The sequence below is a fragment of the Enterobacter cloacae complex sp. ECL352 genome, from assembly GCF_020149545.1.
GTDB lineage: Bacteria > Pseudomonadota > Gammaproteobacteria > Enterobacterales > Enterobacteriaceae > Enterobacter > Enterobacter asburiae_B.
The window spans coordinates 1,278,138-1,293,893 of the sequence record NZ_CP083709.1; the positions used below are offsets into that span (position 1 = coordinate 1,278,138).

19 protein-coding genes are annotated in these 15,756 nt (G+C 55.9%); 16 read left to right on the top strand and 3 right to left on the bottom strand.

Features of this window, described 5'->3' with window-relative positions:
* Positions 1-15: 15 nt before the first annotated feature.
* Positions 16-945: a LysR substrate-binding domain-containing protein gene (locus LBF07_RS06225; RefSeq protein WP_033146353.1), complete on the top strand. Its 930-nt coding sequence runs from the start codon at positions 16-18 to the stop codon at positions 943-945.
* Here the strand turns inward: LBF07_RS06225 and LBF07_RS06230 are convergent.
* Positions 942-1,100 carry a YqaE/Pmp3 family membrane protein gene (locus LBF07_RS06230; protein ID WP_023308917.1) on the bottom strand — a complete coding sequence of 53 codons (159 nt, stop codon included), beginning with the start codon at positions 1,098-1,100 and terminating at the stop codon, positions 942-944. The two genes, LBF07_RS06225 and LBF07_RS06230, sit on opposite strands and share 4 nt — an antisense overlap.
* 179 nt (positions 1,101-1,279) lie before the next feature.
* Between LBF07_RS06230 and LBF07_RS06235 the strand changes: the two genes are divergently transcribed.
* The 3 genes from LBF07_RS06235 (at position 1,280) to LBF07_RS06245 (ending at position 2,369) form a co-directional block, all read left to right on the top strand.
* Positions 1,280-1,579 (top strand): helix-turn-helix transcriptional regulator, encoded by a 300-nt coding sequence (locus LBF07_RS06235; RefSeq protein ID WP_094935688.1) that lies wholly within the window; start codon positions 1,280-1,282, stop codon positions 1,577-1,579.
* Positions 1,580-1,588: 9 nt separating this feature from the next.
* Positions 1,589-2,110: a rhodanese family protein gene (locus LBF07_RS06240; RefSeq protein ID WP_039263418.1), complete on the top strand. Its 522-nt coding sequence runs from the start codon at positions 1,589-1,591 to the stop codon at positions 2,108-2,110.
* 79 nt (positions 2,111-2,189) lie between these two features.
* Positions 2,190-2,369 (top strand): hypothetical protein, encoded by a 180-nt coding sequence (locus LBF07_RS06245; RefSeq protein ID WP_023308920.1) that lies wholly within the window; start codon positions 2,190-2,192, stop codon positions 2,367-2,369.
* Between the two features lie 38 nt (positions 2,370-2,407).
* Here LBF07_RS06245 and stpA read toward each other — a convergent pair whose 3' ends face one another.
* A complete protein-coding gene (stpA, locus tag LBF07_RS06250) occupies positions 2,408-2,812 on the bottom strand; it encodes a DNA-binding protein StpA (protein WP_033146355.1) in 405 nt (134 codons plus the stop codon).
* 495 nt (positions 2,813-3,307) lie between these two features.
* Between stpA and alaE the strand changes: the two genes are divergently transcribed.
* Positions 3,308-3,757: an L-alanine exporter AlaE gene (alaE, locus tag LBF07_RS06255; RefSeq protein ID WP_008502567.1), complete on the top strand. Its 450-nt coding sequence runs from the start codon at positions 3,308-3,310 to the stop codon at positions 3,755-3,757.
* A gap of 32 nt (positions 3,758-3,789) precedes the next feature.
* Here alaE and LBF07_RS06260 read toward each other — a convergent pair whose 3' ends face one another.
* Positions 3,790-4,134: a DUF2002 family protein gene (locus LBF07_RS06260; protein ID WP_023308923.1), complete on the bottom strand. Its 345-nt coding sequence runs from the start codon at positions 4,132-4,134 to the stop codon at positions 3,790-3,792.
* 160 nt (positions 4,135-4,294) lie between these two features.
* Between LBF07_RS06260 and LBF07_RS06265 the strand changes: the two genes are divergently transcribed.
* From LBF07_RS06265 to emrA, 11 genes are all read left to right on the top strand, one after another.
* The gene (locus LBF07_RS06265; protein WP_023308924.1) at positions 4,295-4,621 is read left to right on the top strand and encodes a DUF883 domain-containing protein; all 327 of its coding nucleotides are present in this window, start codon (positions 4,295-4,297) and stop codon (positions 4,619-4,621) included.
* A 242-nt stretch (positions 4,622-4,863) separates the two neighbouring features.
* Positions 4,864-5,103, top strand: a complete 240-nt coding sequence (gene nrdH / locus LBF07_RS06270) for a glutaredoxin-like protein NrdH (RefSeq protein WP_045889183.1) — start codon at positions 4,864-4,866, stop codon at positions 5,101-5,103.
* Positions 5,100-5,510: a class Ib ribonucleoside-diphosphate reductase assembly flavoprotein NrdI gene (gene nrdI / locus LBF07_RS06275; protein WP_021241965.1), complete on the top strand. Its 411-nt coding sequence runs from the start codon at positions 5,100-5,102 to the stop codon at positions 5,508-5,510. Before nrdH ends, nrdI begins: the two co-directional genes overlap by 4 nt.
* Positions 5,483-7,627 (top strand): class 1b ribonucleoside-diphosphate reductase subunit alpha, encoded by a 2,145-nt coding sequence (gene nrdE, locus LBF07_RS06280; protein WP_064673541.1) that lies wholly within the window; start codon positions 5,483-5,485, stop codon positions 7,625-7,627. Before nrdI ends, nrdE begins: the two co-directional genes overlap by 28 nt.
* Positions 7,628-7,636: 9 nt before the next feature.
* Positions 7,637-8,596, top strand: a complete 960-nt coding sequence (gene nrdF / locus LBF07_RS06285; RefSeq protein ID WP_023333169.1) for a class 1b ribonucleoside-diphosphate reductase subunit beta — start codon at positions 7,637-7,639, stop codon at positions 8,594-8,596.
* A 331-nt stretch (positions 8,597-8,927) separates the two neighbouring features.
* The gene (gene proV / locus LBF07_RS06290) at positions 8,928-10,139 is read left to right on the top strand and encodes a glycine betaine/L-proline ABC transporter ATP-binding protein ProV (RefSeq protein WP_039263415.1); all 1,212 of its coding nucleotides are present in this window, start codon (positions 8,928-8,930) and stop codon (positions 10,137-10,139) included.
* Positions 10,123-11,193 (top strand): glycine betaine/L-proline ABC transporter permease ProW, encoded by a 1,071-nt coding sequence (proW, locus tag LBF07_RS06295; RefSeq protein WP_094935687.1) that lies wholly within the window; start codon positions 10,123-10,125, stop codon positions 11,191-11,193. The genes proV and proW overlap by 17 nt, the downstream gene beginning before the upstream one ends.
* Positions 11,194-11,202: 9 nt before the next feature.
* Positions 11,203-12,198: a glycine betaine/L-proline ABC transporter substrate-binding protein ProX gene (proX, locus tag LBF07_RS06300; protein WP_094935686.1), complete on the top strand. Its 996-nt coding sequence runs from the start codon at positions 11,203-11,205 to the stop codon at positions 12,196-12,198.
* 214 nt (positions 12,199-12,412) lie between these two features.
* Positions 12,413-13,597 (top strand): MFS transporter, encoded by a 1,185-nt coding sequence (locus LBF07_RS06305; RefSeq protein WP_045889178.1) that lies wholly within the window; start codon positions 12,413-12,415, stop codon positions 13,595-13,597.
* A 313-nt stretch (positions 13,598-13,910) separates the two neighbouring features.
* Positions 13,911-14,441, top strand: coding sequence for a transcriptional repressor MprA (gene mprA / locus LBF07_RS06310; RefSeq protein WP_023333174.1), 531 nt, complete (start codon positions 13,911-13,913; stop codon positions 14,439-14,441).
* A gap of 126 nt (positions 14,442-14,567) precedes the next feature.
* On the top strand, positions 14,568-15,740 hold the full coding sequence (gene emrA / locus LBF07_RS06315) for a multidrug efflux MFS transporter periplasmic adaptor subunit EmrA (RefSeq protein WP_023308934.1): 1,173 nt from the start codon (positions 14,568-14,570) through the stop codon (positions 15,738-15,740).
* Positions 15,741-15,756: the final 16 nt, after the last annotated feature.

A 15,756-nucleotide genomic window follows, 5' to 3' on the forward strand; every position in this document is an offset into this window, starting at 1 on the left:
TGAAGGGAGTGAGATATGAATTCCATCTTTACCGAGGAAAACCTGCTGGCCTTTACTACCGCCGCACGCTTCGGCAGCTTCAGCAAAGCCGCCGCCGAACTGGGCGTGACGACCTCTGCCATCAGCTACACCATCAAGCGCATGGAGACCGGGCTGGACGTGGTGCTGTTCGTCCGCAGCACGCGCAGCATCGAGCTGACCGAGTCCGGGTTTTACTTTTACCGTAAGGCCACCGACCTGCTGAACGACTTTCACGCCATCAAGCGCGGGATTGATACCATTTCTCAGGGCATTGAGGCGCGGGTGCGCATCTGTATCAACCAGCTTTTGTATACCCCACGCCACACGGCGCGGCTGCTGCAGGTGCTGAAAAAGCAGTTTCCCACCTGTCAGATCACCGTGACCACCGAGGTCTACAACGGCGTCTGGGACTCCATCATCAACAACCAGGCCAACATCGCGATTGGCGCGCCGGACACGCTGCTGGACGGCGGCGGGATTGATTACACAGAGATCGGCGCCATTCGCTGGGTGTTTGCCATCGCGCCGGAACACCCGCTAGCGTTCACCCCGGAGCCAATAGCGGAAAGCCAGCTGCGCCTGTATCCCAACATCATGGTGGAAGATACCGCGCACACCATTAACAAAAAGGTTGGCTGGCTGCTGCACGGGCAGGAGGCAATTCTGGTCCCGGACTTTAACACCAAATGTCAGTGTCAGATCCTGGGCGAAGGGATTGGTTTTTTGCCGGAATACATGGTCCGCGAGGCGGTAGACGCGGGGCTGCTGGTCACCCGACGGATTAACAACCCGCGTCAGGACTCGCGCATGCTGCTCGCAACGCAGCATGCCGCAACCGGCCAGGTCACGCGGTGGATCAAGCAGCAGTTTGGTCCGGCGGGGGTACTGACCGATATCTATAGCGATTTACTGTGGCGCGCCTAGCTTTTGCTCTGTACCCAAAACGCGTGAATGAGGCCGGGGAAGTAGCCCAGCAGCGTCAGAAGAATGTTGATAATAAACGCCCAGCCAAACCCTTTACCCAACAGCACGCCCAGCGGCGGTATAAGGATCGTAAAAACAATACGCCAAAATCCCATATAAACACTCCGTTCAATCTAATCCATTGAAAATAATAAAGAGAACGTTGTAAGCATAGCCAGTTTATTCGTCTGTACCAGTTCCGGGCCTCGCGTTTACCCTCTTTTACGCTTTTGACGCTAGTTTAATGCACCGGATTAGTTTAGCATTCACTTAATTAAGCAAACACTAAACAATCATGACCGAACTCGAACAGCTTCAGGCCAGCGCCGGGCAGGCCGCCACACTTTTAAAAGCGATGAGCAACCCGCGTCGGCTGCTGATCCTCTGCACCCTGTGCGGAGCGCCCGGCACCAGCGCGGGGGAGCTTGCGCGAGCCACGGGGCTAAGTCCTTCCGCCACGTCGCAGCATCTGGCGCGCATGCGTGAGGAAGGGCTTATCGACAGCACCCGCGACGCGCAGCGCATTCTCTATTCCATTAAAAACGATGCGGTACATCAGCTTATCAGCACCCTGAAAACCTTTTATTGTCCGTAAGGAGCCGCCATGTCACTTCCTCTTCTTTCACCGCGCCAGGCCAATGCCCGCGTCGCTGAAGGCGCAAAACTGATTGATATTCGTGATGCCGACGAGTATGCCCGCGAGCATATTCCCGCCGCGCGGTCCGTGCCGCTGGATACCTTACCCGGCGCACTTAACGCGCTGGCGGGCGATACGGTGATTTTTCACTGCCAGTCCGGCGCCCGGACGTCGGGGAATGCCGAGCGCCTTGCTCAGGCCGCCGCGCCCGCAGAGGCATTTGTGGTCGAGGGGGGGATTCAGGGCTGGAAGCAGGCGGGGCTGCCAACCGTTGAAGACAAATCCCAGCCGCTGCCGCTGATGCGTCAGGTGCAAATTGCCGCCGGGCTGTTGATACTCTGCGGCGTGGTGCTGGGCTATAGCGTCTCCAGCGGCTTTTTCCTGCTCAGCGGTTTTGTCGGAGCCGGGCTGCTGTTCGCCGGTGTGACGGGCTTTTGCGGTATGGCGCGACTGCTCAAGGTGATGCCATGGAATCGGCGTACCTCATAAGCAGTAATCGGTGAATTACGCTGTACCCGGCGTCATGCGTGGGCTAAGGTGAAGATCGCTAAAACGATGAGGAGGTAATATGTTTTCTGTCGGTGATTATGTGCAACCGCGTAAAGGCGGCCCGAAACTGAAAGTGCTCGAAGTGAACGGTGACAGCATTGTGGCGGTTCAGGCCAGCAATGAGCAAGGCGAGAAATATACGCTGAAAGCCGCCGACGTGGCGCCTTATACCGAAGAAGGCGATTTCGGCGTCTGCTGAACAGTCAGCCGGGCGGCGTGTTCCGCCCGGCTCATCCGTTAGATCAGAAAATCATCCAGTGATTTACCGTCTGCCAGCGCGCTGGCGATAGGCTTCGGCGTGCGGCCCTGGCCGGTCCACGTTTTCTCTTCGCCGTTCTGGTCAATAAAGCGATATTTTGCTTCACGCGGCTTACGCTTTTTCGCTGGCTTACCCGCCTGCGCCAGTTCAGAACCCAGCAGGTCAGTCGGGGAAATACCATCGGCTTTCATCCGCTCCAGCAGCGCATTAATTTTTTCCTGCTGCTCAGCACGCTGCTGCTCTAATTCCGTCAGCTCGCTGCGTTTCTCTTCAGTAACGACCCTGACCTTTTCCAGCATTTCCTCAAGAACGTCCAGGGATAATTCACGCGCCATAGCGCGCAGGGTTCGGATATTATTAAGATTCTGTAACGTCAAAGACATATTATTTGAAAACCTTTTCTTTGGGGGATAAATAGATAAATCGCCGACAGAATAATTCATTTGAGTTGAAATATCTACCCAAGGGTCCGTACGGACATCAGCGTTAATATATTTAGAACTCACTGTTAATAATAGCGCAAGGCGCTGACAGGACACCGGTGAATCCAATCATCACATTAATATAAATAGCCAACCTTAATCCAAACCGCAGCATACTCCACCGCTATCAGATGGGGATTCCTGCCTCTCGCCACCGAAAAAACAAGTGATTGATTTTAATATAAAAACCATCAAACGAGACAGATTATAACGATCGGAACAAAAAACGAACAACTTTAGAGAATTTTGTGGACAAAAGGCGATTAAATAAAAATTAATCACTAGTTGTTAGTTAAAACGCAGAGATATACGCTATACACGTCAAACAAACCAACCTAAAGCACTAACCGCTGAAGGAAAATCGTTTCTTTTGTGTTCTTCTCAAGGAGTTCAGACATGTTCTCGCCGCAATCTCGCCTGCGCCACGCGGTGGCGGATACCTTCGCGATGGTTGTTTACTGTTCCGTCGTGAACATGCTGATCGAAATATTCCTCTCCGGAATGTCCTTCGAGCAGTCGCTTTCTTCTCGTCTGGTGGCGATCCCGGTCAATATTATTATTGCATGGCCTTATGGTTTATACCGCGATGCGGTAATGCGCTTCGCGCGTCGTATCAGTCCTGCAGGCTGGGTGAAAAACCTGGCGGACGTTCTGGCGTATGTGACGTTCCAGTCGCCGGTTTACGTAGCCATTCTCCTGACAGTCGGTGCAGACTGGCACCAGATCGCTGCGGCGGTCAGTTCGAATATTGTTATTTCGATGTTGATGGGAGCCGTTTACGGCTATTTCCTCGACTACTGTCGCCGCCTGTTTAAGGTCAGCCAGTACAGCCAGGCAAAAGCGTGATGTGAAGCGACTGGCGCACGCCAGTCGCGGATTTACTGTACGTCGCCAAACAGTCCCTTCAAAAATCGCTCCAGCGCCATACGCGAACTGAAACCGTGCGGAATACCATAATGCTCGTGCCGTTCACCGCCTAAATAGAGCGGAAATTGCTGATAATGATCGCAGGTTTTAATATCCGAGGCAGGCTCAGCAAATGACAGACTTCTGTCTTTCAGCGTCGGGTGAATAATGAGAGCGGTACGTCCCATTCTTGCTTCGCGATTAACATAAACATAATTCTCGCCGCGGCGATATCCATACGCTTTTGGCGTCACCTCATCCATGGTGAATCCCTCTTTTTCAAGAACGCGTGCCACCTCGTCAGGTCGTAAATACATATCTTTTCCTCGTTATCTTTTCCTGCCCGGCAACCTTACAGTATTCAGCAATAGCAGGGCTTTCAGAATAGTCCATAAACTGCCGGATAACGCGTGATGCGCTTCAGATATTAAATTTCTGAACTAAACTGAACGGGAACACAAAATTACGGAGGATCGTATGTTTAACAGACCGAACCGAAACGATATTAACGACGACGCTCAGGATATTCGTAATGATGTCAGCCAATTAGCGGACACGCTGGAAGAGGTGCTGAAGTCCTGGGGAAGTGACGCGAAGGACGAAGCGGATGCCGCAAAGCGTAAGGCTCAGTCTCTGCTCCGTGAAACCCGCGCCCGTATGAACGGACGTTCACGCGCCACGCAGGCTGCCTGCGACATGGCAAGCTGTGCTACGACCTTCGTGCGTGAAAAACCGCTATGTACTCTGGGAACCGTCGCGGCGGTCGGCATCTTCGTCGGTGCCCTGCTCAGCCTGCGTAAATAATCCCGCGTATTCTGCCCCGGTAGCCTCAGGCGCCGGGGCATTTTTATGCCCGTTAGCTTGAAAAACCCGTACAGCCTGCCCTGCCCCGCTGTGCTCATCACAGGGGCGATATCAATCTAAATTTCCCATATCTTGTATGGTTGAAACTTAAGACATCTACATCTAGTATTCCTTTAGCAAGATACACACAACCCGACGCGATGATTCGCGCCGTACCCTCATTTTAAATGGAAATACGAATCATGAGCATTATTATTTACACTCGTAACGATTGTGTTCAGTGCCACGCGACCAAACGGGCAATGGAAAGCCGTGGCGTGGCGTTTGAAATGGTGAATGTTGACCAGGTCCCCGAGGCCGCAGATACCCTGCGCAAGCAGGGTTTTCGTCAGCTTCCGGTGGTGGTCGCCGGGGAAACAAGCTGGTCTGGCTTCCGCCCGGACATGATTAACCGCCTGAGCGCTCAGGCCGCCCGGGCATGAGTGGGCTGGTTTTCTTCTCCAGCAGCTCGGAAAACACGCTCCGCTTTATTGAGCGCGTCGGGCTGCCTGCGGTGCGCATTCCGCTGAACGAGCGGGAGCGGATCCGGGTAGAGGAACCGTACATTCTGGTGGTGCCCAGCTATGGCGGCGGCGGTACGGCAGGAGCCGTGCCTCGCCAGGTGATCCGCTTTCTGAACGATCCTCATAACCGCGGGCTAATCCGCGGCGTGATCGCGGCGGGGAATCGCAATTTCGGCGATGCCTTCGGCCGCGCCGGGGATGTCATTTCTCAAAAATGCGGCGTGCCGTATCTCTATCGTTTTGAGCTGATGGGGACACAGCAGGACGTCGAAAACGTGCGTAAAGGAGTGAACGAATTTTGGCAACGACAACCGCAGAACGGGTGATTCAGGCGACACCGGATTACCACGCATTAAACGCCATGCTTAACCTCTACGATCGGGAGGGGCGCATTCAGTTCGATAAAGATCGTGAGGCGGTGGACGCCTTTTTTGCCGCTCACGTGCGGCCCAACAGCGTGACGTTTGCAAGCCAGAATGAACGCCTCGACTATCTGGTTAACGAGGGCTACTACGACGCGCGCGTGCTCACCCGCTACGACCGCGCCTTTGTGGTGAAGCTGTTCGAGCGCGCCCACGCCAGCGGCTTTCGTTTCCAGACCTTCCTCGGCGCGTGGAAGTACTACACCAGCTACACCCTGAAGACCTTTGACGGTAAACGCTACTTAGAGAGCTTTGAAGATCGCGTGGCGATGGTGGCGCTGACCCTGGCGCAGGGTGATGAAGCGCTGGCGGAGCAGCTCGCCGACGAGATCCTTTCCGGACGCTTCCAGCCCGCCACGCCGACCTTCCTCAACTGCGGCAAAGCCCAGCGCGGCGAGCTGGTCTCCTGCTTCCTGCTGCGTATTGAAGACAATATGGAGTCGATTGGCCGCGCGGTGAACTCGGCGCTGCAGCTTTCCAAACGCGGCGGCGGCGTGGCGTTTCTGCTCTCGAACCTGCGTGAAGCGGGCGCGCCGATCAAGCGCATCGAAAACCAGTCCTCCGGCGTAATCCCGGTGATGAAGATGCTGGAAGATGCCTTCTCCTATGCCAACCAGCTTGGCGCGCGTCAGGGCGCGGGCGCGGTTTACCTGCATGCGCATCATCCGGACATTCTGCGTTTTCTTGATACCAAACGCGAAAACGCCGACGAAAAAATTCGCATCAAAACCCTGTCGCTCGGCGTGGTGATCCCGGACATCACCTTTAAGCTGGCCAAAGAGAATGCCGAGATGGCGCTCTTCTCGCCGTACGACATCGAGCGTATTTACGGCAAAGCGTTTGGCGACGTGGCCATCAGCGAACTTTATGACGAACTGGTGGCCGACGATCGCATTCGCAAAAAAACCATCAACGCCCGCGATTTCTTCCAGCGGCTGGCGGAGATCCAGTTTGAGTCCGGCTATCCGTACATCATGTTTGAGGATACGGTGAACCGCGCGAACCCGATTGCCGGGCGTATCAACATGAGCAACCTGTGCTCGGAGATTTTGCAGGTCAACAGCGCGTCAGCCTACGACGAGAACCTGGACTACGCGGACATCGGCAAGGATATCTCCTGCAACCTCGGGTCGCTGAATATTGCCCACACCATGGATTCCCCCGACTTTGGCCGCACGGTGGAGACCGCCATTCGCGGGCTGACGGCGGTATCGGACATGAGCCACATCCGCAGCGTGCCGTCTATTGAAGCAGGCAACGCCGCGTCGCACGCCATCGGTCTGGGGCAGATGAACCTGCACGGCTATCTGGCGCGGGAAGGCATCGCCTACGGCAGCCCGGAAGGGCTGGATTTCACCAACCTCTATTTCTACACCATTACCTGGCACGCGCTGCACACCTCGATGATGCTGGCGCGCGAGCGCAACCAGCGGTTCGCGGGCTTTGAGCAGTCCCGCTACGCCAGCGGGGAATATTTCAGCCAGTACCTCGAAGGCGACTGGCAGCCGAAAACCGAAAAAGTACGCGAACTGTTTGCCCGAGCGGGGATTACCCTGCCGACGCGAGAGATGTGGCAGCAGCTGCGAGACGAGGTGATGCGCTACGGCATTTATAACCAGAACCTGCAGGCCGTCCCGCCGACCGGATCGATTTCGTACATCAACCACGCCACGTCGAGCATTCACCCGATCGTATCGAAAATTGAAATTCGAAAGGAAGGCAAAACCGGGCGCGTTTACTACCCTGCCCCGTTTATGACCAATGAGAACCTGGCGCTGTATCAGGACGCGTATGAGATCGGCCCGGAGAAAATCATCGATACCTACGCCGAAGCGACAAAACATGTGGACCAGGGGCTGTCGCTGACGCTGTTCTTCCCGGACACCGCCACCACGCGGGATATCAACAGAGCGCAAATCTACGCCTGGAAGAAAGGCATCAAAACGCTCTACTACATTCGCCTGCGCCAGCTTGCGCTGGAAGGCACCGAAATCGAAGGCTGCGTGTCCTGCGCGCTGTAAGGAGAAAGGATGAAACTGTCACGCGTGAGTGCCGTTAACTGGAACAAAATCCAGGACGATAAAGACCTGGAGGTATGGAACCGCCTGACCAGCAACTTCTGGCTGCCGGAAAAGGTTCCGCTCTCCAACGATATTCCGGCCTGGCAAACGCTCGGCCACGCCGAACAGCAGCTGACGATCCGCGTCTTTACCGGCCTGACGCTGCTGGACACCATTCAGAATACCGTTGGTGCACCCGCGCTGATGAGCGACGCGCTCACGCCGCACGAAGAGGCGGTGATGTCGAATATCAGCTTTATGGAGGCGGTGCATGCCCGCTCCTACAGCTCGATTTTCTCGACCCTGTGCCAGACCAAAGACGTGGACGCGGCCTACGCCTGGAGTGAAGAGAGTGAGTCACTACAGAGAAAGGCAGAGCTGGTTCTGGAATATTACCGCGCCGACGAGCCGCTGAAGAAAAAGATCGCCAGCGTGTTCCTGGAATCTTTCCTCTTCTATTCCGGCTTCTGGCTGCCCATGTACTGGTCGAGCCGGGGCAAGCTCACCAACACCGCCGATTTGATTCGGCTCATCATTCGCGATGAAGCGGTGCACGGGTATTACATTGGCTATAAGTATCAGAAAGGGCTGGAGAAAGTCAGCGAGGCGAAGCGCGAGGAGCTTAAAGGCTTTGCGCTCGATTTGCTGATGGATCTGTACGACAACGAGCTGAGCTATACCGAGGAACTCTACGCCGGCACCGGCTGGGAGGACGACGTGAAGGCCTTCCTCTGCTACAACGCCAACAAGGCGCTGATGAACCTGGGCTACGACGCGCTTTTCCCGCCGGAGATGGCGGAGGTGAACCCGGCGATTCTGGCCGCGCTGTCGCCCAATGCCGACGAAAACCACGATTTCTTCTCGGGATCGGGCTCATCGTATGTGATGGGCAAAGCGGTGGAAACCGAGGATGAAGACTGGGATTTTTAATGAACGCTAACGTTCGTTAATTTAATATAAACCCAACAATTCCCGCTCTAATATTTACAAAACAACTACACTGTAATTTCCACGTCATATTCGCCTGAATCATTCCGATTCAGGCGAAATTTCCCGATGCAGCAGCAAAAAATTGAGAAAAATTCAAACCGTCCTCAGCCCTTTATTCATGGGAAATTCAGCCGTTTCGCTTACTTCAAAATTCCGCTCTTAGCCCGACTCAGGGTTGTCTCAGATTCTCAGTATGTTAGGGTTATGCCCGTTAACAATTTATCATGGTAATCATATCGGCATAAACAAATAACAGGACACTCTCTATTGCATGGCAATTAAATTAGAAGTGAAAAATCTTTATAAAGTATTTGGCGAGCACCCGCAGCGCGCATTCAAATATATTGAGAAAGGCCTTACGAAAGAGCAAATTCTGGAAAAAACCGGGCTATCGCTTGGCGTTAAAGACGCCAGTCTGGCCATTGAAGAAGGCGAGATTTTTGTCATCATGGGATTATCCGGTTCGGGTAAATCCACTATGGTTCGCCTTCTCAATCGCCTGATTGAACCCACCCGCGGGCAGGTGCTGATTGACGGCGTGGATATCGCCAGAATATCAGACGCAGAGCTTCGCGAGGTGCGCAGAAAGAAGATCGCAATGGTGTTCCAGTCATTCGCGCTAATGCCGCACATGACGGTGCTGGATAATACCGCTTTCGGCATGGAATTAGCCGGCACGCCGGCTCAGGAACGTCAGGAAAAAGCCCTTGATGCGCTGCGTCAGGTCGGGCTGGAAAATTATGCGCATGCGTACCCGGATGAACTTTCCGGCGGTATGCGTCAGCGCGTGGGATTAGCCCGTGCATTAGCCATTAATCCAGACATATTATTAATGGATGAAGCCTTCTCCGCCCTCGATCCGTTAATTCGCACCGAGATGCAGGATGAGCTGGTAAAATTACAGGCTAAACATCAGCGAACGATTGTCTTTATTTCCCACGATCTGGATGAAGCCATGCGTATTGGCGACCGCATTGCCATTATGCAAAACGGTGAAGTGGTGCAGGTCGGCACGCCGGATGAAATTCTCAATAATCCGGCGAACGATTATGTCCGCACCTTCTTCCGCGGCGTGGATATTAGCCAGGTCTTTAGCGCCAAAGATATTGCCCGCCGAACGCCAAACGGCATTATCCGTAAAACGCCAGGCTTCGGCCCGCGCTCGGCGCTGAAGCTGCTGCAGGATGAAGACCGTGAATACGGTTATCTGGTTGAACGCGGCAATAAATTTGTTGGCATTGTCTCCATCGACTCCCTGAAAACGGCTCTCACTGAGAACCAGGGAATCGATACGGCGTTAATTGACGCTCCGCTTGCCGTGGACGCCGAAACGCCGCTCAGCGAGTTGCTCTCTCACGTGGGCCAGGCGCCGTGCGCCGTGCCGGTCGTGGGTGAGGAACAACAGTACGTCGGCATCATCTCAAAAAGGATGCTGCTGCAGGCTTTAGATCGCGAGGGGGCAAACAATGACCGATCAATCTAACCCGTGGGGCGCCACTGAGGCAGCGGACAGCGCTGCACAATCCACCGACGCGTGGGGTTCCACGCCCGCTCCTGCCGATGGCGGCGGCGCGGCAGACTGGCTCAACAGCGCACCCGTGCCTGCGCCAGAACACTTCAACATCATGGATCCGTTCCATAAAACGCTGATCCCGCTGGACAGCTGGGTTACGGAAGGGATCGACTGGGTGGTCACCCACTTCCGTCCGGTCTTCCAGGGGATCCGCGTCCCGGTGGATTACATCCTGAACGGCTTCCAGCAGCTGATGCTGGGCATGCCGGCGCCGGTGGCGATTATCCTGTTCTCCCTGATCGCCTGGCAGTTCGGTAGCGCGGGCATGGGGCTCGCCACGCTGATCTCTCTGATCGCTATCGGCGCGATTGGCGCGTGGTCGCAGGCGATGATCACCCTGGCGCTGGTGCTGACCGCCCTGCTCTTTTGCATTGTCATCGGCCTGCCGATGGGGATCTGGCTGGCGCGCAGCCCGCGAGCGGCGAAGATAATTCGTCCCCTGCTGGATGCGATGCAGACCACCCCGGCGTTCGTCTATCTGGTGCCTATCGTGATGCTGTTCGGCATCGGCAACGTGCCGGGGGTGGTAGTGACCATTATCTTCGCCCTGCCGCCGATTATTCGTCTGACCATTCTGGGGATTAACCAGGTACCTGCGGACCTGATCGAAGCGTCACGCTCGTTCGGCGCCAGTCCGCGCCAGATGCTGTTTAAGGTTCAGCTTCCGCTGGCTATGCCGACCATCATGGCGGGCGTTAACCAGACGCTGATGCTGGCCCTGTCGATGGTAGTCATTGCCTCGATGATCGCCGTTGGCGGACTGGGTCAGATGGTGCTGCGCGGCATTGGCCGTCTCGATATGGGGCTGGCCACCGTCGGCGGCGTCGGCATTGTGATCCTCGCCATTATCCTTGACCGCCTGACCCAGGCCGTCGGTCGTGATTCACGCAGTCGCGGCAACCGTCGCTGGTATACGACCGGTCCTGTCGGGTTACTCACCCGCCCTTTCACGAAATCAAAATAAGGAACAACGATGCGACATAACGTACTTCTTGCCACAGCGTTTGCCACCCTTGTCTCCACCAGCGCGTTTGCGGCTGACCTGCCTGGCAAAGGCATTACCGTACAGCCGGTGCAGAGCACCATTTCGGAAGAGAGCTTCCAGACCCTGATCGTCAGCCGCGCGCTGGAGAAGCTGGGCTACACGGTTAACACGCCGAGCGAAGTAGATTACAACGTGGGCTACACCTCGATTGCCTCCGGTGACGCCACCTTTACCGCCGTCAACTGGCAGCCGCTGCACGACGACATGTATGCCGCCGCCGGCGGTGACAAGAAGTTCTATCGCGAAGGGACCTTCGTGACGGGTGCGGCGCAGGGGTATCTGATTGACAAGAAAACTGCGGACCAGTACCACATCACCAATATTGAACAGCTGAAAGATCCGAAGATCGCCAAACTGTTCGACACCAACGGTGACGGCAAGGCCGACATGATGGGCTGCTCGCCGGGGTGGGGCTGTGAAGCGGTGATTAACCACCAGAACAAAGCATTCGATCTGGCGAAAACGGTCGACGTGAGCCACGGCAACTATTCAGCGATGATGGCCGACACCATTGCCCGCTTCAAAGAGGGTAAACCGGTGATCTACTACACCTGGACGCCGTACTGGGTGAGCGACGTGCTGAAGCCGGGCAAAGACGTGGTGTGGCTGCAGGTGCCGTTCTCCTCCCTGCCGGGCGAGCAGAAAGATATCGACACCAAGCTGCCGAACGGCATGAACTACGGCTTCCCGGTGAACACCATGCATATCGTGGCTAACAAAGCCTGGGCGGAGAAAAACCCGGCGGCGGCGAAGCTGTTCTCGGTGATGAAGCTGCCGCTGGCGGACATCAATGCCCAGAACGCAATGATGCATGCGGGCAAATCGTCTGAAGCGGATGTGAAAGGCCACGTTGACGGCTGGATCAAAGCCCACCAGCAGCAGTTTGACGGCTGGGTGAAAGAGGCGCTTGAAGCGCAGAAGTAAAAACAAAACCCTACCCCTCACCCTAACCCTCTCCCAGAGGGAGAGGGCACGATGACCTCCCTCTCCCCTTGGGAGAGGGCCGGGGTGAGGGGATCAAACCGCACAATCCCCCTAAACCGCACAATACATCACCCAACAATCCCCCAACTTTCACAATCATTAGCTATTATGGTTTCCGGAAAAATAATCACTCAACTAACGATTCCTGAAACTAATGACAAAAACAACTCAAGGGCTTAGCCCCGCACTCATCCTTTTAATGTCCGTGGCAACGGGTCTGGCGGTCGCCAGCAACTATTACGCGCAGCCTCTTCTCGACACCATCGCCCGCGCGTTCAATCTCTCCGCCAGCTCCGCAGGCTTTATCGTCACCGCTGCACAGCTGGGCTATGCCGCCGGGCTGCTGTTCCTGGTGCCGCTCGGCGATATGTTTGAACGCCGAATGCTGATCGTCTCCATGACCCTGCTGGCCGCCGGTGGGATGCTGATCACCGCCAGCAGCCAGTCGCTGACGATGATGATCGTCGGTACCGCGCTAACGGGGCTGTTCTCCGTGGTGGCGCAAATCCTGGTCCCGCTCGCCGCGACCCTCGCCTCCCCGGAAAAACGCGGCAAGGTGGTGGGCACCATCATGAGCGGCCTGCTGCTGGGGATTTTGCTGGCGCGTACCGTTGCAGGGCTGCTGGCAAGCCTCGGCGGCTGGCGCACCGTATACTGGGTGGCGAGCGTGCTGATGGTCGTCATGGCGCTGGCGCTGTGGCGCGGGCTGCCAAAAGTGAAGCAGGAAAACCACCTGAACTATCCTCAGCTGCTGGCCTCCGTTTTCAGCCTGTTTACGCAGGACAAGCTTCTGCGTACCCGCGCCCTGCTGGGCTGTTTCACCTTCGCTAACTTCAGCATTCTCTGGACGTCAATGGCGTTTCTGCTGGCCGCGCCGCCGTTCAATTATTCCGAAGGGGTGATTGGCCTGTTCGGCCTGGCCGGTGCCGCAGGCGCGCTGGGGGCACGCCCCGCTGGCGGGCTGGCCGACAAGGGCAAATCCCACCTGACCACCTCCGCAGGGCTGGTTTTACTTCTGCTCTCCTGGGCGGCGATCTGGTACGGACACATCTCGGTGCTGGCGCTGATCGTCGGTATCCTGGTGCTCGATCTCACCGTTCAGGGCGTTCACATCACCAATCAGACCGTCATCTATCGCGTGAAGCCAGAGGCGCGTAACCGCCTTACGGCCGGATACATGACCAGCTACTTCATCGGCGGCGCGGCGGGTTCACTCATTTCAGCGTCGGCGTGGCAGCATGCGGGCTGGTCGGGGGTATGCGCGATCGGGGCCATCGTCGCCACCCTCAACCTGCTAGTATGGTGGCGCGGTTATCACCGTCAGGATGCAATTAACTAACATTTACATTGAGTTGGCCTCTTAGGGTGTTAAGAGGCCCTTCACTCTGTTAATGTAAACGTAATCATTTATCCCAGAAATTTTAATGTGGGTGACATATTTACAATCGGCATGAATAGTTCAGACCCCCGTCCTCACATCCTCTCTTCAGCGGGTTCACACCCAACGCTTTCTGTGCTCACCGGGTCACGGACTTACCCGGCGCTTTCTGATGGTGACATAAGTTTGGCGGATATAACCGCACAAATAATTCATTTACATTATTTGTCACTATCGTTACTATATCGGCTGTAATTAATGAGGTTATGCCCAAATGGATAGTTCGTTTACGCCCATTGAACAAATGCTTAAATTCCGCGCCAGTCGCCATGAGGACTTCCCGTATCAGGAAATCCTGCTGACTCGCCTGTGCATGCACATGCAGGGTAAGCTACTGGAAAACCGTAATAAAATGCTGAAAGCTCAAGGGATTAACGAGACGTTGTTTATGGCGTTGATTACGCTGGAGTCTCAGGAAAATCACAGCATTCAGCCTTCCGAACTGAGCTGCGCGCTGGGCTCCTCCCGTACCAATGCGACCCGAATTGCCGATGAACTCGAAAAGCGCGGCTGGATTGAGCGCCGTGAAAGCGACAACGATCGCCGCTGCCTGCATCTGCAACTGACCGATAAAGGTCACCAGTTCCTGCGCGAGGTGCTGCCACCTCAGCACAATTGCCTGCACAAACTCTGGTCTGTACTCAGCACCGCCGAGCGCGACCAGCTTGAGCACATCACTCGCAAGCTGCTCACCCGTCTGGACCAGATGGATGAAGACGGCGCCGTTCTTGAGGCGCTGCGCTAACGCGACGACACGCTCACCATTCCAGATTCATAAGAAAACCGACAGGCCAGCACGTCACAGTGCTGGCCTTTCTGACAACAGGTCGGCTCAGCCGATGTGAAAATAAGAAGATCGTGGAGAACAACAATGAGCGCAAATGCGGAGAGCACTACCCCGCAGCAACCGGCCAACAAGAAAGGCAAACGTAAGAGCGCCCTTCTTCTGTTGACCTTGCTCTTTATCATTATTGCCGTGGCATATGGGATCTATTGGTTTTTAGTACTGCGTCATGCTGAAGAGACTGACGACGCGTACGTGGCAGGGAACCAGGTACAAATTATGGCGCAGGTGTCGGGCAGCGTGACGAAAGTCTGGGCTGACAATACCGACTTTGTGCAAAAAGGCGATGTGTTGGTGACCCTCGATCCAACCGACGCCCAGCAGGCGTTTGAAAAAGCACAGACCGCGCTGGCCTCCAGCGTCCGTCAGACCCGCCAGCTGATGATCAACAGCAAACAGCTGCAGGCCAACATCGACGTGCAGAAAACGGCGCTGGCGCAGGCGCAGAGCGACCTGAACCGCCGCGTACCGCTCGGCACGGCTAACCTGATTGGCCGTGAAGAGCTGCAGCACGCCCGCGATGCCGTTGCCAGCGCTCAGGCACAGCTGGATGTGGCCATTCAGCAGTACAACGCCAACCAGGCGATGGTGCTGGGCACCAGCCTGGAAAACCAGCCTGCCGTACAGCAGGCGGCGACCGAAGTGCGCAACGCGTGGCTTGCCCTGCAGCGTACCAAAATCGTCAGCCCGATGACCGGCTATGTCTCCCGTCGTTCCGTCCAGCCAGGGGCGCAGATTAGCCCAACCACGCCGCTGATGGCGGTCGTGCCGGCAGACAATCTGTGGGTAGACGCCAACTTTAAAGAGACGCAGCTTGCCCATATGCGTATCGGCCAGAGCGCGACGGTTGTCAGCGACATCTATGGCGATGACGTGAAGTACACCGGTAAAGTGGTCGGCCTGGACATGGGGACCGGCAGCGCCTTCTCCCTGCTGCCTGCGCAAAACGCCACCGGTAACTGGATCAAAGTGGTTCAGCGTCTGCCCGTGCGTATTGAGCTGGATGCCAAACAGCTGGCGGATCACCCGCTGCGTATCGGCCTCTCTACGCTGGTAACGGTCGACACCGCCAACCGCGACGGTCAGATCCTGGCAAGCCAGGTGCGCAGCAGCCCGGCTTATGAAAGTAACGCCCGTGAAATTAGCCTCGATCCGGTCAACAAGCTGATCGATGACATCGTGAAGGCAAACGCCGGTTAATCCGAAGGTGAGCGTT